The 18,617-nt window shown below is 48.4% G+C and carries 11 protein-coding genes and 1 riboswitch; all 11 genes read right to left on the bottom strand.

The features are described 5' to 3' along the window. Nucleotides 1–19: 19 nt before the first annotated feature. The 11 genes from NST43_RS09945 to NST43_RS09895 all read right to left on the bottom strand — a co-directional run bounded on the left by NST43_RS09945 (nt 20) and on the right by NST43_RS09895 (nt 18,615). Complete coding sequence (locus NST43_RS09945) at nt 20–3,055, bottom strand: beta-ketoacyl synthase N-terminal-like domain-containing protein (protein WP_339224124.1); 3,036 nt, start codon at nt 3,053–3,055, stop codon at nt 20–22. A 24-nt stretch (nt 3,056–3,079) separates the two neighbouring features. Next, nucleotides 3,080–8,554: a type I polyketide synthase gene (locus tag NST43_RS09940; protein ID WP_339224123.1), complete on the bottom strand. Its 5,475-nt coding sequence runs from the start codon at nt 8,552–8,554 to the stop codon at nt 3,080–3,082. A gap of 352 nt (nt 8,555–8,906) precedes the next feature. Next, nucleotides 8,907–10,628 carry a thiol reductant ABC exporter subunit CydC gene (gene cydC, locus NST43_RS09935; protein ID WP_209992475.1) on the bottom strand — a complete coding sequence of 574 codons (1,722 nt, stop codon included), beginning with the start codon at nt 10,626–10,628 and terminating at the stop codon, nt 8,907–8,909. Further along, on the bottom strand, nt 10,625–12,379 hold the full coding sequence (cydD, locus tag NST43_RS09930; RefSeq protein WP_339224121.1) for a thiol reductant ABC exporter subunit CydD: 1,755 nt from the start codon (nt 12,377–12,379) through the stop codon (nt 10,625–10,627). The genes cydC and cydD overlap by 4 nt, the downstream gene beginning before the upstream one ends. Next, nucleotides 12,380–13,393 carry a cytochrome d ubiquinol oxidase subunit II gene (locus tag NST43_RS09925; RefSeq protein ID WP_076073513.1) on the bottom strand — a complete coding sequence of 338 codons (1,014 nt, stop codon included), beginning with the start codon at nt 13,391–13,393 and terminating at the stop codon, nt 12,380–12,382. Further along, entirely contained in the window at nt 13,390–14,757 is a 1,368-nt protein-coding gene (locus tag NST43_RS09920) for a cytochrome ubiquinol oxidase subunit I (RefSeq protein WP_339224120.1), read from the bottom strand. The genes NST43_RS09925 and NST43_RS09920 overlap by 4 nt, the downstream gene beginning before the upstream one ends. Nucleotides 14,758–15,150: 393 nt before the next feature. Then, a complete protein-coding gene (locus NST43_RS09915; RefSeq protein WP_339224118.1) occupies nt 15,151–16,509 on the bottom strand; it encodes a TrkH family potassium uptake protein in 1,359 nt (452 codons plus the stop codon). Between the two features lie 26 nt (nt 16,510–16,535). Beyond that, nucleotides 16,536–17,351, bottom strand: coding sequence for an alpha/beta hydrolase (locus tag NST43_RS09910; RefSeq protein WP_339224116.1), 816 nt, complete (start codon nt 17,349–17,351; stop codon nt 16,536–16,538). A 7-nt stretch (nt 17,352–17,358) separates the two neighbouring features. Beyond that, nucleotides 17,359–17,492: riboswitch (cyclic di-AMP (ydaO/yuaA leader) on the bottom strand. Then, entirely contained in the window at nt 17,491–17,850 is a 360-nt protein-coding gene (mnhG, locus tag NST43_RS09905; RefSeq protein ID WP_339224115.1) for a monovalent cation/H(+) antiporter subunit G, read from the bottom strand. Its footprint overlaps the riboswitch before it by 2 nt. Beyond that, the gene (locus tag NST43_RS09900) at nt 17,840–18,133 is read right to left on the bottom strand and encodes a Na(+)/H(+) antiporter subunit F1 (protein WP_036725027.1); all 294 of its coding nucleotides are present in this window, start codon (nt 18,131–18,133) and stop codon (nt 17,840–17,842) included. The genes mnhG and NST43_RS09900 overlap by 11 nt, the downstream gene beginning before the upstream one ends. Next, the gene (locus tag NST43_RS09895) at nt 18,133–18,615 is read right to left on the bottom strand and encodes a Na+/H+ antiporter subunit E (RefSeq protein ID WP_209992485.1); all 483 of its coding nucleotides are present in this window, start codon (nt 18,613–18,615) and stop codon (nt 18,133–18,135) included. The genes NST43_RS09900 and NST43_RS09895 overlap by 1 nt, the downstream gene beginning before the upstream one ends. Nucleotides 18,616–18,617: the final 2 nt, after the last annotated feature.

Raw genomic sequence — 18,617 nt, 5'->3', positions numbered from 1 at the left:
CACCTTTATCTGTCCATATTTAGACTGCATCCAAATCGAGGCTTTCTGACAACTCTTCCAATACAAGGTCAGCTACATTCTTGACAGTCGGTGCTTCGATAAACAGTTTCAACTGCAATTCAATCCCATAGAGTTCCTTTATTCTCAGGACGACTTGTGTGATCATCAGAGAATGTCCGCCAAGCTCAAAGAAGTTATCGTTGATTCCAATCGGCGTAATCCCCATAATATCCTGGAGGATTTCCACTATACTCTCTTCAATCGCATTGTCAGGCTGTTCATATTCCACCGATAAATCCGGCCGGTTATACTCTATCGTGTCCGCTTCTACAGCACTGTCTGCTGAAAGCTCCCTATCCCAGTCGTTGCTTCCAGCCGCTTCATAAGCCTTCTGCTTGCCAGCTTCAATCCAATGTCTTTTCCTTTCAAAAGGATATGTCGGCAAAGGGGTTCTGAATAAGACTTCATCTTCGTAATATTTTGCAAAATCAATGGTTAGTCCGCTGATCCAGGCCTTCTTTACGAACTCCGCCAGAAATTTATTATCATTCATCGTATTCTTAACGCCGCGGACCGTTTGGAACAATAGGCACTCCGCGTAGTCTTTCAAATTATCCTGCATAAAAACAGAGAGAGTTTTTCCCGGACCCACTTCGATGAAGTATTTATAATTATTCTGTGCCAAATGAAGTGAAGCATCTTTAAATCTGACGGTGCCCAGCATATGCTGTATCCAATAGTCAGCACTCATCGCCTCTTCCGGCTTCAGCCACTCTCCCGTGACATTGGACATGATCGGGATCATCGGCTTGTTGAACATCACCGTCTGGAGCACCTTCAGCATCTCCTCAACTGCACCCTGCATCATATAGGAATGAAAAGCATGGGAGGTGTGAAGAATTCTGTACTCTCGATGCTCTGTAATCTGTTCGACCACTTCCTGCAGCGCTGCGCTATCCCCGGCCAATACCACCCGGTTCTCAGAATTAATCAAGGCCAGTGAGACCTTCCCGCTAATATAGGCCTGCGCTTCCTGCTCATTCATATTCACATACAGCATTTCGCCCGCCGGCAGACTTTGGATGATCCGGCCCCGCATGACCATTAATCTAAGCCCATCCTCGAGTGAGAACACCCCGGCCAGACAAGCAGCCACGTACTCTCCGACACTATGCCCCAGCAGAGCTTTGGGAGTGATTCCCCAATGCATCAAAGTCTTGGCCAAGCAGTACTCAACGGCAAATAGAGCAACCTGCGTATTCCGGGTTTCTGTGAGCGTCTCCTCACCCCTAGCATCCGCTTGATCTGCAAAGACAAGCTGTCTTAAATCATAGTTACACTGCTTCTGAAGGATCTCGAAGCACTTATCCAGCTCATGCCGGAATATAGGCTTCGTATCGTACAGTTGTTTTGTCATATTCACATACTGCACGCCTTGTCCCGGGAACAGGAACACAATTTCCTTTTCGTTCTCATTCGGAGATTTCACCGCAGGAAGGCTGCCGCCCAATTTATGAATCAGATCTTCTCTGCTGTTACAGACCAGACCGCCTCGATAGGGCAGTCTCTTTCTTCCGATATTCATCGTATACAGGATATTCCGGTAATCAATGTCTTCATTATTTTGCACAAAGTCCAGCAGTTGTCCGGCCACCTCTTCATAGGCGGTCTTTGTCTTTGCGGACAGCAGCAGCAATTGGAATTGCTCATGGCTCTCGACTTTGCGGGTGTCGATCGCTTCTTCCAAGACTACATGAACATTGGTACCGCCAATGCCAAACGAGCTGACGCCTGCTCTTCTTACCCGGCAATCCGGGTTCCAGTCACTGAGACGGGTATTTACATAGAAAGGGGAGTTCTTCAAATCAATGTTGGGATTCGTTTCTTTATAATTAATGCAGGGCACAAGCTTCTGCTTCTGCAGCATCAGACTGGTTTTGATTAACCCGGCCGTACCTGCTGCAGAATCCAGATGTCCAATATTGGCTTTCACTGCACCCAGGGCGCAGAAATTCCGCTTGTCCGTGGCTTCTGAGAAAGCTTCTGTAAGTGCTTGTACCTCTATGGGGTCCCCCATGGGAGTCGCTGTTCCATGAGTCTCAATATAAGTAATCGTTTCTTCATCTATCTCGCTTAGTATCTGGGCGCTCTTGATCGCATTGCGTTCACCTTCAATGCTTGGTGCCGAATAACCAATCTTTGCCGAACCGTCATTGTTAAAGGCGGCTCCCTTAATGACAGCGCTGATATGATCCCGGTCGTTTACAGCATCTTCTAATCTTTTCAGCAGCACGGTTCCTACTCCACTGCCGCTTAAGGAACCGCTGCAATCTTTATCAAACGGCCGGCAATGTCCGTCTTCCGCAAGAACCTCTCCTTTGATGTAGAGATAACCGCTATCCTGAGGAAGCGACAGGGAGCTCCCTCCGGCAATGGCCATATCGCACTGATAATTCAGCAGAGCCTGACAGCCCAAAACTACGGCGGTCAGGGAAGTGGAACATGCAGTCTGCACGTTCACGCTCGGTCCCTTCAGATTCAGCTTGTAGGAAATCATGGTCGAAGCATAATGAACATCGTTTCCAATCCATATTTGTCTGATCTCGGGAGTGGAATCCAGATCCATACTGGACATAATATTCTTCAATAAATACTTGCTGGTTCCCGTCCCGACAAATACGCCAACCTTCCCTGCATACTGGTCCGATTGGTACCCGGCACTTTCCATCAGCCGCCATGAGCTCTCAAGCAGAATTCTTTGCTGCGGGTCCATCAGGGCTGCTTCCCTGGGCGTGAAGCCAAAGAACGCCGCATCAAATTGCTCAATATCATTTATTTTGAAGCCGCACTTTCTGTACTCCGGATTGGTGAGCAGTTCTTCCGGTATCCCTGCTGCCCGAAGCTCCTCATCGGTGAAGAAGGTAAGCGACTCCGTCCCGTTGCACAGATTCTCCCAATACTGCATTACATTATCTGCTCCCGGAACCTGGCAGTCCATCCCGATAATAGCAATATCGAGGTCTCTAAGATCATCATTCTGGGCGGATATTTCCATGCTTCTGTATCCTCCTTTCTGTTTTTATTTAGATAGTAGAAGCGCAGCCTCTTCTTCTGTCAGATTCTCTAACTGGTTCAATAAAGCCTCCAGGTCTGCTTCGGATTCGTCTTCAATAATCAGGTCGTTGATGTCATTGAAGTGCTTCCCGGCCAGGTCAGCAATACTGATTCCGCCCAGAAGGTCAACAATGGAAATGTTAATACTGCATTTCTTATTTATTTTATTTCTGATCTCTGCAGCTATAATGGAGTCCACTCCAACCGAACTGATCGGCTCATCAAGAACAATTGCTTCCTTCTTGGCATGAATGGTCTCAGCGATGATCTCAGCGAAGAAATCCATGATAACCGCACATTTTTCTTCCATGCCGGAGGCTTTGGCCAGAATGCTGAACAAGTCGGTCTCCTGCATGTCCCCAGCAGTATCTTCGTTTTGCACGGCGAGGTGATTGTACAATGCAGGCTTGCCCGGATAATTATTAAGCGCAAGCGGCCAGTCCGCTTCACCGATTACCGCATGGCATAGCTGTTGTCCGAACACTCTTTCCAGCGCCTGCATGCCATTGACCGCGTAGATCGGGTTCATGCCTCTTTGATATTTATAATGATCAATCAAATTCTTTTCTTTAACCATCCCTACACCCCATGGTCCCCAGCCCAGACTCAAGGCGGATTTGCCTTTACTGCGGCGGTAGCAGGCCAGTGAATCCATAAAGGAATTCGCTGCGGCATAATTCACTTGTCCAACCGCCGTAACGACCGATCCTGTGGAAGAGTACATGATGAAAAAGTCCAGTTCAACTTCTTCAAGATATTTATTCAATAACCATGCGCCTTTAACTTTGGTGTCATAGACCTCATCGAACTCATGTTGCTCCATTTGCATCATTAATTTGTCTTTGACTACACCGGCAATATGGACCACACCGCCGATCGGCATGGTTTCTTCGTGAATCAATCTATGCGTAAGCTCCCTGACTGCTGCTTCATCCGCGATGTCCAGCGCGGCTACTTCAACGGTACAGCCTTTCCGTTCAAGCTCATTGATAAATTGCACCTGGCTGTACAGCTTATGGGATGAAGCCATCCCTTTTCTTTCTTTTTTACCAGGGAACGGGGTACGGCCCACCAATACAAAATGTCTGGCTCCCTTCTCGTACATCCAATTCACAGTGATTTGCCCGAGTGAGCCCATTGCACCCGTGACCAGATAAATCTTATTGTCCGCCATAGTTACCGGGATGTTCCCGTCCAGATCGTAGATATGCTCCAGTCTGGCAACATAACGGATACCGTTTCTATACGCCAGTTGATCTTCACGTGTATAGTTCTCCAGATCATTGATCAAAAGTTCGACAGAGGCGGGGTGATGATCGATATCTATACTCGCTCCCCAGCTTCCAATGCACTCGGAGTGGCTGATTACTCTGCACATACCGATAGCCGCTCCCTGCAGGACATCAACTGACTCTTTGCCGTCAACACTGACGGCCCCTTGGGTAACTGCCCAAGTACGATATTTCACGGAGTGCTCATTCAAAGTATTCATAACATGGCGGATACTGTTGACAGCCTTCTGCTTGGAAGCCTCAATAGCATCCGTATCCATCTGATCATGACTTGTAATGTCCAGACCCCACAGGTGGATAATGCCGTATTCCTGCTCTTGATCCATGTGCTGAATCAGCTTGATATAATCCTCTTGATTATTGCTGACAATAACACTGCCTGCATCCTGGTTGCCGGAATTCTGATAATCCGCGTAGAACCGTTTGCAGTTATAGCCTCTGCCGCTTAAGTTCTCGGCAATCCTGTCACCCATGCCGGAAGCATCACACAGCACAACCCAGTTCGTATACGAATTACGAGCCGTGATCAGCTGTTCATCGTTCTCTATCTCCTGAGCCTTCCAGTCTATGGCATAGAACCATTCTTTCAGATTCTTCTCGCTAAGCACGGCATCTTCCGGACTTTTTTCTACTGATCTGGCAACAAAGTTGTCTACCATGACAACAATGTTTCCTTGCTCATCATAGATTTCAATATCCCCGGCAATGAACTCCTTATTGGATTCCTTCACTATAGAACGGACCCGCAATGGACCGAATGTGTTACCGTATACGACTACAGAATCCACCGTATCCGGCAGCTTAATATCAACTTGTCCGTGATCTCTCAGCTCATCAAATTGATTAACGAGCAGCGACTGAAAGGCAGCATCAAGAATAGCCGGATGCAGGATATTATCCATGTCCTGGATGCCTAACTCCTCCAGCATGCAGATCTCAGCCAGCACTTCATTATGATTAATCCATACCTTCTTAAGCCCCTGGAACATAGGGCCGTAGGTGAAATTCATTTTCTCCAGCAGCCCGTAGCATTCCGCCTGATTCAGAATTTCCTTGGCACTGTGCTTAAGAGCCTCCAGATCGGCTGTCCGGTTGACTCGCAAGGTCTGTTTTCTGACAAATTCCCCGCGGAAATTCTCGGTAGCTCTGGATACATCGCCATCTGCCAGGCTTCCGATCTTCACCACACCATGCTGCGAATCATAGTTAATAGACATGTGGCCGGCATTGTTCTCATCAAGGAACAACGCTCTTTTAAAGTGGATATGATATAAACCATACACCTCATCAATGCTTAATTTGCTGTAATCACGGAGCATTTGGAACGCGGCTTCAATGAAATGGGCCCCGGCCAGCAGTACACTGCCATTTACACAATGGTCTGAGACGAACGGCATAATATAATCATTGATTTCCGCTTCCCATACAGGAACCACGCTGTTCTTGCGGTATCCGATAAAAGGATGCTCTTTCTGTCCAAGGCGTCTCTTCATATGCTCTTTGGATTCTTTCCAGAACCTCTCATGCTCCCATTGATAATGCGGCAGCTTCACATACTTAAAGGTTCCTCTGTAGATCCGGGACCAGTCAATTTCATAGCCTGCACAGAATAGCTCAGACAAGGTTCTAAGCATTCTTGGTATTTCCGGATCATTTCTGCGGAGGGAGGGCGAAATCAGGACTTCTATATCCATCTCACTCGCAAGCTCACTTACTGAATTCGCCAGTACCGGATGAGGGCCAACCTCAACAAAACAGGTATAGCCTTCCTCCAAAATCTGTTCCATGGCCTTGGCAAAGTACACGGAACCGGATACATTCAGCCACCAGTATTCATTATCCAGCTCCGGCCCTTCCGCCAGCTGGCCATTTCCGGTGGTATACGTTCTGATTTTGGTTTGTTGCGGATGAATATCGCGCAGGGCTTCCAGCAGCTCCGACTTAATCTCGTTCATAAACACGCTATGATAAGGTACCGTTACTCTTAAGAACTTGTTAAACACGCCGTCAGCTTCAAGCTTGCTGCTGATCTCTGTAAGGCAGCCCATATCTCCGGACAGGGTTAAGCTTGTATTGCTGTTGATTGCCGCAATGGATACTTTGTCGTTATTGTCAGCAATCAGCTCTGTGGCCTGCGCTTCATTCAAAGCAACCGCAAGCATCCCGCCTTTACCCGTCAGCCGCTGCTGGAGCATACTGCGGTAATACGAAATACGGACCGCATCTTCAAAACTGTAGACACCGGCAGCATACAATCCTGCCACTTCACCCACACTGTGTCCGATAATCAGATCCGGGACGACCCCCATGCTCTTCCACATCTCAACCAAGGCCACCTGCACCGTAAAATTCAACGGCTGGGAGACTTCGGTGAACTGCATGCTGGATTGTTCCTCATTAATCAGGAATTCATCCATCAATGACCAGGACAAGTATCGGGAGAACTCAGCGTGGCACTTCTCGACCGTATTGCGGAATACCGTATTCACATGATAGAGCTCGCGTCCCATCGCGTACCATTGAGGACCCATGCCGGTAAAAATAAACACCAGTCTCTTGTCTTTGCCCTCATTCCCCACAACCACATTCTGCGGTAAAGTATCCTGCTGATAATCTGTCAGACCCTGAATGATCTCCTGTGTATTCCCTCCGAATAACACAAGGGATTTCGGTAATTTCTCACGTTTGGTAAGTGCGGAATAACAAATATCCGGTAAGCTTTCGGCGGTTTGATTCAAAAATTGAGTGTATTGTTCGGCAAGAGCCTTTAAGGATTGCTCTGTTTTTGCGGAGATGGTTAATACTTGAGGCAGTTCTTCGTTGACTGTTCCATCGTACTTTCTGTCACTCGTTATTCCCTGTAAAATCACGTGCGCATTGGTTCCACCAAACCCGAACGAATTGACACCGACGATGGCGTCTTTGCCATCCTGCGGCCAGCTCTCATTGGTTAAAGGAATTCTTAGCCTCAGCTTGTCCAGATCAAGCTCAGGATTAAGCTCTTTCATCCCGATATGCGGTACAATCTGTCTGCGATCAAGAATGCACGCCGCCTTGATTACCGATGCTACGCCGGAGGCTGCCTCCAAATGCCCAATGTTAGGTTTGACCGAGGCCATGATGCATCTGTTATCCTCGGTTCTGTGCTCTCCAAAGAACTCACCGACCGCATTGACTTCAATGGGATCACCCAGTGCTGTTCCTGTTCCATGCAATTCAACATACTGAACTTGGTCGGAGGCAATCCCTGCTCTTGCATATACATCCTGCAGCAGCATCTTTTGGGATTCGCCGTTAGGAACCGTAATGCCATTCGTTTTTCCGTCCTGGTTCACAAGGCTCTCTCTGATCACGGCATATATATAGTCGCCGTCTTCGAGCGCTTTTTCCAGACTTTTAAGGACAAGGATTCCGCCCCCTTCTCCCCTGACATAACCGTTCGCAGCAGCGTCGAAGGTCTTGCAGCTTCCGTCCACCGATAAGAATCCGCCTTTGGATTCAGCTATGAAATACTCCGGGGCATAGATCAGTTCCATGCCGCCTGCCAAGGCCAGCTCGCATTCACCGTTGTGCAGACTTTTGCAGGCCTCATGAACAGAAACCACGGAGGACGAGCAGGCTGTGTCTATGGATAGAGAGGGACCCATTAAATTGTATATGTACGAGATTCTATTCGATAACATCGTCATCATGCTTCCTACTGCAGCATGGGTTCCAATTTGTGCAGCGTCAGCAAATTGCAGGATTTTATAATCGAGAGTAAATCCGCCGATAAATACACCGGTGCGGGAACCGCTCAGACTTCCGGGCTTAATTCCTGCGTCTTCTAACGCCTCCCAGACAATCTCCAGCATTTGTCTCTGTTGCGGATCGATCTGATCTGCCTCCCGGGCATTAATCCCAAAGAACTTTGCATCAAATTGATCAAACTTATCGATAAATCCTCCGCGCCTGGCGTGGCTTTTTCCTTTTACCTGTTTGTTAGGATGATAATATTCTTCAATACTCCATCTATCCTCGGGAATATCTGTAATTGTATCCTTGCCTGACTTCAAGATATCCCAGAACTGTTCTACATTATTTGCGCTCCCTGGGAATCTGCAGCCCATCCCCACAATCGCCACTAGCTTGTCTGTCTGCTTATTCATACCTTTCGCTCCTTTTACTATGCTTATCATTCACAACTGTAAATAACAAAAAAATTCCATTAAACTATATGTATTTTTTTGAATAAACATGCATTTTACAAGGGATTGGTAGACTTCAGAGTGGTTAAAATTAACTATTACCATTAAAGGGGATGAATAGGAATAAAGTAGGGCGAATTAGTATATGAGGTAATATTTACATTTTACAAGATAAAAATAGCATATATCCCAAAATTAAAATGTGACTTTCTTCACCAAAAAAAGCTCACCTCGAGGTGAGCAGCATAACCCTATTGATGGTCGCATTGTGAATCATTTCATGAATAATCGCCTCGCGATAGAGACCTTCTGCCTACAGCTCTCCAATCATTTGCAGCTCAATTTGCTTCATACGGTACAAGTAGCCCTTTTGTTCCATTAGCTCCGCATATGAACCTGTTTCGATGACCCTGCCTTGCTCCATGACGATAATCCTGTCCATACCTTCCAGGCCGGTAAGCCGGTGGCAAATGAGCAGTAAAGTATCTCCGGCGGACTGTTCGTAGAGATGGGTTAACACGCGCTCTTCCGTTACATAATCCAGCGAAGATGTCGGTTCATCCAGCAGCCATAACCGCCCTTTGCGGAGCATGACCCGGGCCAGAGCCAAACGCTGCTTCTCGCCGTCGGACAGGTTCTCTCCTTTTTCGAATACAACATCGGTTAATGCCACATCCTGCAGTTGGGCTTTCGCGAGAGCTTCTAATAATACTTCGTCAGACTGTTCTTCTCCATTCAGCAGCAGGTTGTCTCGGACCGTTCCACGGAAAAAATGACTTTGCTGTAATACGACATTAGAGGCTTCCCAAATGCCTGTCTCATCCAGCTCTTGTACCGAAACACCGTTTAGAAGTATGTCACCGGATACAGGTGTGCGCAGCTTGAGCAGCAAATCGATCAGGGTTGATTTGCCGGACCCGCTCGGTCCGACCACGGCCGTTCTGGAGCCTGCCGGGAGCTGCAGCGACACCTCTGTCAGCGCGGGCCGCCACTCATCGATATATTGGAACGTAACGCCGGACAGCTCCACCGAAACAGCATCTCCTGCCGCCAGAGTGCGGCCCGGCTGCACAGGTAAGTCACCGGCAGGCATTACGGTTTCAGTCAGCCTTTTGGCCGCGTGCTCGCTGTCTTGCTTATATGCAGGTAAAGTAGCCATGGCCGCAGCTTCTTCGAACACCGTCTGTGAGGCCATGACAAGCATAGCTAGAAATACTCCGGCCAGCGCACCTTCCATAATTAGATAGGCACCTAACGTCAGTACACCCCACGAAATAAAGAAGGTTACAAAAGTATGCATTGCCTGTCCGCGCAGCAGATGGCCTGCTGCACGCTGCTGCTCTGCTGTCAGTGCTGCCGAAGCCGCCTGGAGCTGCTGTTCCCGCTGGGGCAATTGCCCGTACACCTTCAGATCGCGGAAGCCATACAACACCTCGGTTACCTCCGTTGACAGCAGCGCCCGCTGCTTACGGACGCGGCCGTGTATTGACCGCTGGCCCAGCAATACGATTCCCGGTACAACCAATGCGGTCAGCAGCATTCCTGTTATAAACAAGCAGGCCATCCAGAATGAATAAGAAGCACTGAACACCATAGTTGCCAGAAACACCGTGATGACGATAACCGGCGGATAAGCGACACGCAAAAAATAATTCTGCAGGCTCTCTACATCGCCGACAATCCGCGCAAGCAGATCTCCACTGCGGTTCTTGTTCAATATACCGGGCGTTAACGGGATCAGCCGGGCAAAAAAGCCTGTGCGCAAACGGCTAAGCATGGAAAAGGTTGCTCTGTGCGAATACAGGCGTTCCCCGTAACGGCTTGCCGCCCGGAGCAGACCCAGCAGCTTGACCAGCGCGGTAAGTACGATAAGGGTGTAGAGCGGCGGCATAAAGACCGTCTGTGAAATCAGATACCCGCTTGCGGAGAAGAGGGCCACACCGGCTGCGCCGGCAATAAACCCTCCCAGAATCGAAAGCAGAATATCCTTACGCTCTGCTATCATGGCCTTGGACAAAATCGCCAGCTCGTTCATGCTGACCCTCCTTTTCGCTGAATATCAACCATCTCGGCATATTGAGGCACATGTTCAAGGAGCTCCTCGTGAGGTCCTGCCGCCGCCAATACTCCATGGTCCATAAACAAAATGTGATCCGCTTGCCGGATCGTATATAACCGGTGTGCGACTGTGATCATCGTTGCATTTCGAGCCAGCGCGGTTATGGAGCTTTGCAGGATTTGTTCGGTCTGTAAGTCGAGGCCCACCGTAGGCTCATCGAACAGGATCAGAGCCGGACGTTTCAAAAAGGCCCGCGCTAAAGCAAGACGCTGCTTTTCCCCTCCCGACAGTCCCCTGCCGCCTTCCCCGACGTAAGTGTCCAAACCCTGCTCCAGCCCGGCAACAAGCGTTGAAAGTCCCGCTTCCTCTGCGGCCTGCTTGATTTCATCCCTGGAGACCGTACGTCCGGCGCCGATGGCGATATTATCAGCGAATGTGCCGGCAAAAATATAGGGGTGCTGCGTAATGTAGCTGACCTGCTCAAACCATGAGTCTTCCTCCCACTCTGTCAGCGGGCTTCCGTTCACCATCACTGTCCCTGATACCGGCTTCAGAAGCCCGGCAAAGAGATGGAGCAACGTTGTTTTGCCCGAGCCGCTTTTACCGACTATGGCAATATGCTCTCCCGGTCCTATGGAGACGGGTCCGGCCTTAAGCTCAAATGAATCGGGTGCATAATGGAAATGTACATCATCCAGCGCAATGGATGGCGGCATCCGGAGCAGCTTGGCTGAGGACTGCTGGCCCTCTTCCGGCTGTGTGCCGCCGCCTATTTCCGCAAGCATTTGCTCCACCTTACGGACCGCCCCCATACTGGTCCGCCCGCTGTGAAAAGCAGTGCCTGTATTCTTGAGCAGGTTAAAAAACTCGGGAACAAGCAGCAGAACCAGAAAGGCCGTGTGGAACGGCATCGATTTGAATACGAGCAGTTGAATAGCCAATTCAAGGGCAACAATCCCGATGCTAAGCATGACGATGGATTCCAGCATAAAAGTATTCGTAAAGGCAACCTTCAAAATATCCATGGTCGCGTCACGGTAACCCAGGCTGCTGCGCTCAATCTGCTGCTGCTGGCGGCGGGATTGTCCAAATATTTTCAACGTCACCAGCCCTTGAAGCGAATCCAGGAACGTACCGGAGAACTCTGCAAGCTGTGCATATTTCTCTTCGGATTTGTTCTTCGTTTGCAGTCCCACCAGAATCATAAACAGCGGGATGAAGGGTGCCGTAAACAGCAGAATGAAGCCGGTATTCGCATGTAAGATAAACGTAAACACCAGAATCAGAACCGGGATGATCGCTGCTTCGGCCATCCGCGGCATGTAGTGACTGAAATAGCTGTCAGCCTCGTCCACTGCATCAAGAGCCACACTGACCTTTCCTCCCGTCTGCCCCCGCAGCGTTGAAGGCATGGAAGCATGGGTAAGCTTCTGCAGCACGGCTGAACGCATATTTGCCTTTGCTTCGGCAGCCATAGACAAGCCTACCCTTCCGTTTGCGTATAACAGCAAAGTGCGGATAGCCATCACTGACAGCAGAAGAGCGAGCAGCAATGCAACCGAAGATAAGGAAGCCTTCTCCACGAACACCCGCTGGACTGCTTCAGCCAACAACCCGGCCTGGCTTACAATCGCAATGCCAAGCATGAGCGACAGGAGGGTCAGCAAAACCAGCCGTTTTCGTTGCCCAGACATTTGCTCAGCGATCAGGCTTTTTTTGTTGTCCATTTACTTCTTTCCTTTCACATAATCTGCGTCAAAGAGGAACAGCTTGAACACCAGAATCAGGGAAGGAATGAGCAAGCACATGCCGCCGATGAACACGATAACCAGCGCCAGGCCCATGGCCGGTGAGGTGATGCTGTTCTCAAGCGTAATGAACGGGTCCAGAATATAAGGATACTGCCCGATTCCGTAAGCGAAGAAGGCGCATAGAAATTGCAGCATGATGCTTATGAACGCCAAGCCGTAACGGCGTCCGCTGTACAGCAGCCACATGGCAAGCATGAAGAAAGCAACGGACAGCGCAAGCAGCCACCATAAATCCATCATATTTTGAAAATGCCGCTCATTGTGCTGTCCTAGATAAATAAAGGCCGTCAGTGCGATAACAATGGTCGGGGTGCTCCAGAACAGCGCATAGGTGCGCATAAGCTTCAGCGCGGGCTGATCCTCAGCCCTGGAAGCATAGAAGGCCAAGAAGGAGGCGCTGATGAACAGTACGGATACAATCGCCAAGCCTACAATGCTCCAGGATAACGGGTTGGTGAACAATGCCCAGTAATCCAGAGACACGGTCTCTCCCTGCTTAAAGATAAAGCCGCCTTCCGACAGGGTGAGCGCCACTGACAAGGATGCGGGAATCAGCAGGCCCGAAGCGCCGTACAGGAACAGATATACGATGTTATTCTTGGAGCCGTAATTCTCGAACGCATAGAACGAACCGCGGATCGCGATGAGTATAACGGCAATGCTTCCCGGAACTAGCAGCGCCGAGCCGTAATAATAAGCGGTATCCGGGAAGAATCCAACAAGTCCAATGTAAAAAAAGACGAAAAAGACATTGGTAATCTCCCAGACAGGCGATAAGTAGCGGGAGATCAATCGGTTAATCAGATGATCCTGCTTGGTCAGCCGGGCATAAAAGGCAAAGAAGCCGGCTCCAAAATCAATAGAGGCTACTATTAAATATCCGTATAAAAACAGCCAGAGCACTGAAATCCCAATCAGTTCGTAACTCATTTTGCGTGCTCACCCTTTACTTTTGATTTGTCGCCGGGAGGCTGATGCCACTTCTCCATCTCGGTTTCTGCCGGATTGTCCTTGAACATGCGGCGCAGCACAAGAACACATACAGTGCCTAACAGGATGTACAGCAACAAGAAAACAAAAAACAGGATTCTTACGCTCGGTGATGTCGTAGCCCCCTCTTCTACACGCATGTATCCCCTTAAGATCCAGGGCTGCCGACCGATTTCAGCGTAAAACCAGCCTAGCTCGACTCCCAGAAAAGCAAGCGGTGCGCCTAACGCGATCGCGCGAAGCAGCCATTTGTTATGCTCATTGCGTTTTTTCCAGAAGACAAACAGGAAATACAGGAATGAAATGCCTAGTAGTGCGAACCCTACACCGACCATCAGATCAAACAAATAATGGACCAGGAGCAGTGGCTGCTCATCCGCAGGAAATTCATTCAGACCTGTCACTTCTGCATTAAAATCGCCAAAGGCAAGGAAGCTGAGAAATTTGGGAATGTGAAGTGCGCCCAGAACCTCATGCTCTGCGTTAAGCCACCCCAACAGAATCAAATCTGCACCGCTTTCCGTTTCAAAATGCCACTCTGCCGCTGCCAGCTTCTCCGGCTGATGCTCAGCCAAAAATTTTGCAGACGCATCTCCAGCCAGTGAGTTCAGCAGTCCAAACACCATCACCACGGCCATCATCAGCTTCAGCGCTTTTTTATGGTATTCCGAGGCGCCCTTTTTGAGGAGTGCAAACGCGGCAATGCCTGCCAGCATTGCGGCTCCGGTCAGATAGGCTGAGCTTAAGACATGGAACACCTTGGAGAACGTCGCTGTATTCAGCATCGCCTCCACCGGATTGACAGCTATGAATTGCCCACCCGCCATGGCAAAGCCCTCGGGCTGATTCATGAACCCGTTTACCGTCGTGATAAAAACAGCAGACATCCCGGCACCGGCAACAATCGGGATCGTAAGAAGCCAGTGGATATACGGCTTTTTGAACCGGTCCCAGGTATAGAGGTAAATGCCCAGGAAGATCGCCTCAAAAAAGAACGCAAACACTTCCATAAATAACGGGAGCGCAATCACGTTGCCGGCCAGCTTCATGAAATTCGGCCAGACTAAGGCCAGCTGCAGCGAAATCGCTGTACCTGTCACCACGCCCACGGCCACAGAAATGACAAACCCGCGTGCCCATCTCTTGGCCATCAGCGTGTAGTGAGGGTCTTTTTTGCGTATGCCCATGAATTCAGCAATGGCGATCATCAGCGGAACCCCAACGCCAATTGTTGCGAAAATAACGTGGAACCCCAGTGTCAAGCCTGTCACCAGTCTGCTCCACAGCACGGTATCGATGCCCATTATGTTAGTGCCTCCTTATAAAAGCTGATAGTTATTTTAAATTATTATATCTTTAATTTTAAGCGAATCGGTTCCGGTCACCTTTTCGCCTTTAAACGTTCATGAAAGCATCAACTCTTTCTTACATCTTGGTGAATACAGCCGAAACTACTCTATCGGGCTATTGTTTGATAGGGAATAACATGGTACAGGACTGTTCATTAATAAAAATAGCGGCAGTCTAAGACTCAGTAAATAAAGTCTTGGACTGCCGCTGATGGTTAAATTATCACAAAAAAAGTTACCGATTTTAATACAAGTCTTTCGAAATTTTTTGTGCCATATACTCAATTCTTCACCGGCTATACCCCAATTCTTACTAAAATCATTAGAACTAGCGCAGCTCAATAAACTTTACCCGATCAGCAGCTTATCTTCCGGATACCGATATTTTTGCTTCACATTTTTTTGTGCCAGTGCTAAAGCTAAAGTCAAGGGCCCTAGTCTCCCGATGTACATTGTAATTATGATGATGCATTTTCCCAGTGGCGAAAGCTCTGGCGTTAGATTCATAGACATTCCTACAGTTCCAAATGCAGAGGTTGCTTCAAAGAGAAGCGCCAGGAAGTCTTTAGGATGAGCATATTCTGTAATGGATAGAAGAAAGGTGGCTGTAAGAACTACACCCAGGGATATGGTCATTACTGCCAGTGCCCTGAATATGATATCCTGAGAGATGCGTTTTTTAAGCAGTTGCACATCTGTCTTCCCCTTAATCGTTGAGACGATACTTAACATGAGTACAGCAAAAGTGGTCGTTTTTATACCTCCTCCAGTCGATCCGGACGAAGCTCCTACAAACATCAGGAAAATCATGAAAAATTGTGAAGCCGGGAGCATTGCTCCAATATCGATGGAATTAAAGCCGGCTGTACGGGTAACAACACCCTGAAAATATGCCGCCCAAGTTCTTTCACTCCATGAGAGAGTACTGAATGTTTTCGTGTTAAAGAGTTCAATCGCAAAAATCACCAAAAACCCTGCCATACAAAGGAGCCCAGAGGTAATTAAAACTATTTTTGTATGAAAGGAAAGATCTCTCCATCTTCTTTTCCGGTACAGATCCAGAATCACCGTGAATCCAATCCCGCCGATGATAAACAAAAAAGAGATAACAATATTAACTAACGGGTCACCCACATAGCGGCTCAGACTGTCTGGCCATAATCCAAATCCGGCGTTATTGAAGGCAGACACTGAATGGAATATTCCATAATAAATGGACCTTGTTGTTCCTAGTTCATTTGCCCATCGAAGGGCCAACACTATAGCTCCAGTTGTCTCCACGATAAATGAAATGAGAAAGATATTGAGTGATAACCGCACGACTCCTTGTGTTGTTACAGAATTAGATGATTGCTGGATAAGCAGACGTTCTTTTAGTCCAATCTTTTTCCCCATGATCACGGCAATCAAAACACTGAATGTCATAAATCCCAATCCGCCAATTTGAATCAGAAGTAAGATGATCATCTGTCCAAAATGAGAAAAGTCGGTACCGGTATCAAGTACAACAAGTCCCGTTACGCATACGGCTGAAGTCGAAGTAAACAGTGCTGCCAGCCACCCTATACTAAGTCCGCTGGACGAAGATATCGGCAAGGCCAGCAGCACTGTACCTAGCAAAATAGGGACGGCAAAACCGAGCAAAATGATTCTGGATGAGGTCAATTTGAGATTTGTGATGAAGGATGAGATTTTGTTAAAGAACATATCATTGGCTCCCATTGTAATTCAAGTTAGTCGCTGGCTGCCGCCTGCTGAAAACTATGCTGTTCCCTAAGATAATCCAGTAATATACGGTTGAAGAGCTGGGGTTGACACAGATGAGTCGGATACATCGCATCCTCAAGGATCGCCAGACGGGCAGACGGATACTTGCCGGCTGTTCTTTCCACCTGCTCCAGCGCCCATTCATTCTGATTCCCGGATACAACAAGAACAGGAATCTGCAGCCGTAATGCGAACCCGTAGCTGTCCGTTTGTCTAAGTGCCAGCCGCTGCTTAATTAATTCCGTTGTCCGTTCATGCACAAGCTCTTTCCTGAGAATATGATAAGCCGAGAGCCATTTATTGTAGGTGATGCGCAAGGAACGGATGAACATTTCGGCAGGAAGATAATGGGCCGCCCATGCGCAGACCTCAAAGATTCCTTTCATTTTACTGCCTCTCGCCGTGTAATCCTCCTGAAAATAACTGTCCACCAATACCATATTTATTATCCGTTCAGGGTACAGATAGGCGAATTTCTGGGCGAGCACAGCACCACTGGAACAAGCTACGATAACAGCCTTCTCTACAGATAAAGCGTCCAATAACAGCTTCAAATCTTCACATTGTGTGTCTACGATCCGGCTGATTTCCACATCCATTTTACCCGATTGCCCGTTCCCTCTCAAATCGAATACGATCACTTTGGCACGCTTGCTGAAATATTCCGCTTGCGGCTCAAACAGATGATGAGAGGTCGAATAATCATGAATAAAAACAATGGGCAGACCGCTGCCCGACATCTCATAATACAGCGATGTTCCATTCAATTCAATATACGGCATATATAGTGCATCCTCTCATGAACGCTTGCGGGGTTAGCTGCCGGATTCGGGCCTGAAAGTAGCCCTACTCGTTTTTTCCGAGATTCACCCCATGTAACCTGGTTCCCCCGCTTCCTATAAGGAATTCAGCGATTAACTGTTATTTCTCAGACGTTTCCTTACTTTCTTCCTTCAGTGACTTCAGGTCATCCTGAACGCTTCCCTTCCATAGGGGCACTCCGGAACGGTAGGCAGCCCGGCCATTTAAATGACCTGCTACCGGTGAAGTGATGAATACAAATACAATCGCCAGCAGAAGCTTGACGTTAACCGTTCCGTCTTTGAACCAAAAGTACAGGAAGCCTCCTGTCAGCAAACACAATACCCCGAAGGTTGCACTTTTGGTAGCAGCATGTGAACGCAGATACACATCGGGCAGCCGTACTAAGCCGAAGGCACTTAAGCCGCAGAAGACTGCGCCCATTACCACAAGAATAGAGCTAATCAGTTCACCTGTCATTAGGGTTCCCTCCATCCTCTATAACGGCTCCCCGTTCAATATATCTGGCCAGTGCCGTAGTACCAATAAACGTCAGAATCCCGATAACCAGGATGACTTCTATAAAATCCTGGGTATCCAGCAGCATACTAAAGACGGTTATCATAGCAAGTACATGAATGCCTATCGTATCGAGTGCGGCAACCCTGTCGGAGCGGGTTGGCCCTTTCAGGAGACGGAACAGGCAGGCCAGCATCGCCAGAGCCAGAATGATCATGGCCACGGTTAGCATAACTGGGATCATTAACGGGTCACCTCCCTAATCGCTCGTTCGAAAGTGCCTCTAATCTGCGTGACCAGCAGCTCTGCATCTTTAATATCAATTGCATGAATGTACAGCGTCTTGCCATCCTTGGAAACATCCAGGGTCAGGGTTCCCGGTGTCAGACAAATCAGGCACGAGAGCAGTGTAACTTCCCAGGGCGTGGTCAAAGCAGTCTCATAAGCAAAGATACCGGGACGTATAGCCAGTTTTGGACGGATAATATGACCTATGACCACGAAATTCGAAACCGTAAGTTCACGGGCAAAGATCAGCAGGAGCTTAAGTACAGCCCATATACGTATGAGATAGAATGGCCGGGACTGGGACCTGGATTTCCTAAATAACAGTAAAAGCCCGATGCCCAGCAGATAACCTACAACGAAGGTTGAACCGGAGTTATTATTATTTATCGCCATCCACAGAAAGGCAATCAACAGATTAAACAGGAATTGTAAGGCCATCT

Source organism: Paenibacillus sp. FSL H8-0332, assembly GCF_037963835.1.
In the GTDB taxonomy this organism is placed as follows: domain Bacteria; phylum Bacillota; class Bacilli; order Paenibacillales; family Paenibacillaceae; genus Paenibacillus_AQ; species Paenibacillus_AQ rhizoplanae.
Note: the sequence above shows the minus strand (reverse complement) of the source record. Positions and strands in the feature narration are given on the sequence as shown.

Coding starts and splice junctions, on each gene's coding strand:
- NST43_RS09945 (WP_339224124.1), bottom strand. CDS start 3,055: ATGGAAATATCCGCCCAGAATGATGATCTTAGAGACCTCGATATTGCT.
- NST43_RS09940 (WP_339224123.1), bottom strand. CDS start 8,554: ATGAATAAGCAGACAGACAAGCTAGTGGCGATTGTGGGGATGGGCTGC.
- cydC (WP_209992475.1), bottom strand. CDS start 10,628: ATGAACGAGCTGGCGATTTTGTCCAAGGCCATGATAGCAGAGCGTAAG.
- cydD (WP_339224121.1), bottom strand. CDS start 12,379: ATGGACAACAAAAAAAGCCTGATCGCTGAGCAAATGTCTGGGCAACGA.
- NST43_RS09925 (WP_076073513.1), bottom strand. CDS start 13,393: ATGAGTTACGAACTGATTGGGATTTCAGTGCTCTGGCTGTTTTTATAC.
- NST43_RS09920 (WP_339224120.1), bottom strand. CDS start 14,757: ATGGGCATCGATACCGTGCTGTGGAGCAGACTGGTGACAGGCTTGACA.
- NST43_RS09915 (WP_339224118.1), bottom strand. CDS start 16,509: ATGTTCTTTAACAAAATCTCATCCTTCATCACAAATCTCAAATTGACC.
- NST43_RS09910 (WP_339224116.1), bottom strand. CDS start 17,351: ATGCCGTATATTGAATTGAATGGAACATCGCTGTATTATGAGATGTCG.
- mnhG (WP_339224115.1), bottom strand. CDS start 17,850: ATGACAGGTGAACTGATTAGCTCTATTCTTGTGGTAATGGGCGCAGTC.
- NST43_RS09900 (WP_036725027.1), bottom strand. CDS start 18,133: ATGATCCCAGTTATGCTAACCGTGGCCATGATCATTCTGGCTCTGGCG.
- NST43_RS09895 (WP_209992485.1), bottom strand. CDS start 18,615: ATGGCCTTACAATTCCTGTTTAATCTGTTGATTGCCTTTCTGTGGATG.